Below are 2,883 nucleotides of genomic sequence, written 5' to 3'. Positions count from 1 at the left end.
TCGAGGTCCAGCGCGTATTCGAGGGTGAAGCTGGCCTTCAAGCCATTGCCCAGATCTTCCGAACCCTTGAAGCCGAGGCGAGAACCACTCTGCATGCCGGACGTGACGCCGCTGAAGGTGTTGCTGCCGCTGTTGCCTGCGCCAGCGTCGCCCGAGCCGTAGAGGTAGCCCATGTCGGCAATACCGTAGAGGGTGACGTTGGACTGGGCAAGGGCAAGGCCAGAAGCGAGGCTGGCGACGGCCAGCGCGATTGTCTTTTGCACGCAATGTCTCCGGTGGCTTCTAAAACTGCAGAAGTGAAGGCGCTGCCAGCGAACTGCTCCACCATGAAGCGAAAGTCCGGTGCACGTGATTGTCTCCATGGGCTTCGCTTACAGCAAGAGAATCGCACACCCCTCTCGATCGCCTTTCAGCACCCTGCGCCTGCTTCTCGCCGAAGACGACGCACCGTTAGCTGAGGTCGGCTGTACTCTCGCATGAACTCGGGCAGCACGCCGTCGAAGGCCTCGACGGCGTGGTGACGAATGGCCGGAACCTGGCCGACGCCGTGCAATGGTCGATTGACGATCCACCCCGCCAGGCGCCATCAACAGCATAGCTGTGACTTTTGACACCAAGTCGATGGTCGAGGCGTGCAAGGATCCGATCCGTGGCCAACTTGGAAAAATGGGGTTTTTCGATGAAGTTGCGGATCATGTTCGTGGTGCTTCTCGGTGTGCAGATCGCCCAACCGGCCATCGCCGGCGCGACCTTCAAATGCGAGATCAATGGCCGGGTCGAGTTCTCGGACCGCCGCTGTCAGCCCGTGAAACAGCCAGCAATCTGCGCGGAAAGGGAGAGCAAGGACCTGCCTCGCGGCTCGCTTCAGACGCGCTGCCCGACATCGGGCTCATTGGACGTCGGCAAGCCGGCAGCCATCGCCTCCGCCCCTCAAGCCGGTTCCGGCGACGGCTGGGATGTATCCGGCCGTCTGGCGCTCAACACAGTTTCCGGCGGAACGGAAAGCAGGCTTCGTACGGCTCATACCCCGCCTAACGACGCAATTTCCAGGGCCAGTAGCGGCGTGCGCTACATGGCCAGGTAGTTGTCGCCTGATCGGAGCGGATTAGGCGGAAAATCCGCCATCGATCAACAGGCTGGCGCCGGTGATGTAGGCAGCCTCCGGACCGGCCAAATAGGCAGCGAAGCTCGCCACTTCCTCCACCGAGCCGTAGCGCGGCAGCGCCATCAGGCCCTTCAAAGTCTGCGCAAAATCCCCACTGTCCGGGTTCATCTCGGTGTCGATCGGGCCGGGTTGAATGTTATTGACCGTAATGCCGAGCGGACCGAGATCGCGCGCCAGGCCCTTGGTCAGACCGACGATGGCGGACTTGCTCATGGCGTACACCGAGCCGCCCGGGAAAGGCATGCGCTCGGAGTTGGTGCTGCCGATGCTGATGATGCGGCCGCCCTCGCCCATGTGCTTGACCACCGCCTGCGAGGCGACGATCACGCTGCGCACATTGATGGCCAGGGTGCGATCAATGTCTTCGAGCGAGATCTCCGCTTCGGCGACATTGCCCAGGGCCAGCACGCCGGCGTTGTTCACCAGGATATCGATCTTGCCGTAGGTGTCGGCGGCACCCTGAACGGCGGCCCTGATCTGCATGGCATCGGCGCTGTCAGCCTTGATCGCCATGGCGCGACCGCCGGCGGCTTCGATCTCCTGGACCACTTCCTGCGCCTTGTCGGCCGAGCTGGCGTAGGTCAGCGCCACGGCGGCGCCGTCACGAGCCAGCCGCTTGGCAATGGCAGCGCCAATGCCGCGCGAACCGCCCTGAACGAAGGCGACCTTGCCGGCCAAATGATTGACTTGAGCTTGCTTCGACATGAGGTTTCTCCTTGGGTGATTTGGCTTGGCAATATCGCTGCGCCATGGAGCGAACTATCCGCCGATCATTGCATTGTGATAAGCCGCAAATACCTTTATTCTTTTTAAACTAATGGTTTTAAATAGGCAGGCTGGATGTGGCCTGGAAAGTGCGTGGAAACATTAGGCAGTATCGAATGCTTCGTCCGCAGCGCTGAAGCCGGCAGCTTCTCCGAAGCAGCGCGGCGCCTGGGTTTGACCTCAGCCGCCGTGGGCAAGAATGTGGCCCGACTGGAGGCCAGCTTGGGTATCCGTCTGTTCCAGCGCAGCACGCGCAGCCTGCACCTGACCGAAGCCGGCACGCGCTTCCTGGCCGAGGTCAGCAGTAGCCTGGCGACCATACAAAGCGCGGTCGCCAACCTGGCCGACGCTGAAGGACAGGCTGCCGGCACGCTCAAGGTCAGTATGGGCAACGCGTTCGGGCGCGACTACATGGTGCCCCTGCTAAGCGACTTTCTCGCCCAGCATCCGGCCATCGTGCCTGACTGGCACTTTGAAAATCGCCAGGTCGACCTGATCGCCGAAGGCTTTGATGCGGCCATCGGCGGCAGCTTCGAACTCCCGCCAGGCCTGGTCGCCCGCGAACTGGCGCCGGCGCACATCGTGCTGCTTGCCTCCCAGGCCTACCTCGCTGAGCGCCCGGCGATTAAGCATCCGCATCAGCTCAGGCAGCACGACGGCATTTTCATTCGCTCGCCGCAAACCGGGCGTGTCCGTCCGTGGGGGCTGATAAACGGCAAGGACGCTAGCGGCAAGGAACAGGTGCCGATAGATATGCGAATCCGCATGACCATGAGCGACCCAGCCGCTTCGCTCGAGGCGGCCGAGCAGGGCCTGGGCATTGCCGTCACCAGCATGCCCAACGCCCACCCCTATCTCGCCAGCAAGCGACTCGTCCGTGTCCTGCCCGACTGGTATGCCGATGCCGGCGCCCTCTCTCTCTACTTCTCGGCGCAAAAGCTGTTGCCGGCAAA

General features: G+C 62.4%; 4 protein-coding genes. 2 read left to right on the top strand and 2 right to left on the bottom strand.

Going from position 1 to position 2,883, the window contains the following annotated elements:
* On the bottom strand, nucleotides 1-263 hold a 263-nt coding region (locus tag RUW20_RS04080), incomplete at its 3' end, for a porin (protein ID WP_313950920.1).
* A gap of 416 nt (nucleotides 264-679) precedes the next feature.
* On the opposite strand from RUW20_RS04080, the gene RUW20_RS04075 reads away from it, so the two are divergent.
* Complete coding sequence (locus RUW20_RS04075) at nucleotides 680-1,084, top strand: hypothetical protein (protein WP_313950919.1); 405 nt, start codon at nucleotides 680-682, stop codon at nucleotides 1,082-1,084.
* Between the two features lie 21 nt (nucleotides 1,085-1,105).
* On the opposite strand, the gene RUW20_RS04070 is transcribed toward RUW20_RS04075, so the two are convergent.
* Nucleotides 1,106-1,870 (bottom strand): 3-oxoacyl-ACP reductase family protein, encoded by a 765-nt coding sequence (locus tag RUW20_RS04070; RefSeq protein WP_313950918.1) that lies wholly within the window; start codon nucleotides 1,868-1,870, stop codon nucleotides 1,106-1,108.
* 153 nt (nucleotides 1,871-2,023) lie between these two features.
* On the opposite strand from RUW20_RS04070, the gene RUW20_RS04065 reads away from it, so the two are divergent.
* A partial coding sequence (locus tag RUW20_RS04065) for a LysR substrate-binding domain-containing protein (protein ID WP_313950917.1) occupies nucleotides 2,024-2,883 on the top strand: 860 nt, incomplete at its 3' end.

Source organism: Accumulibacter sp. (genome assembly GCF_032229525.1).
In the GTDB taxonomy this organism is placed as follows: Bacteria; Pseudomonadota; Gammaproteobacteria; order Burkholderiales; family Rhodocyclaceae; genus Accumulibacter.
Note: the sequence above shows the minus strand (reverse complement) of the source record. Positions and strands in the feature narration are given on the sequence as shown.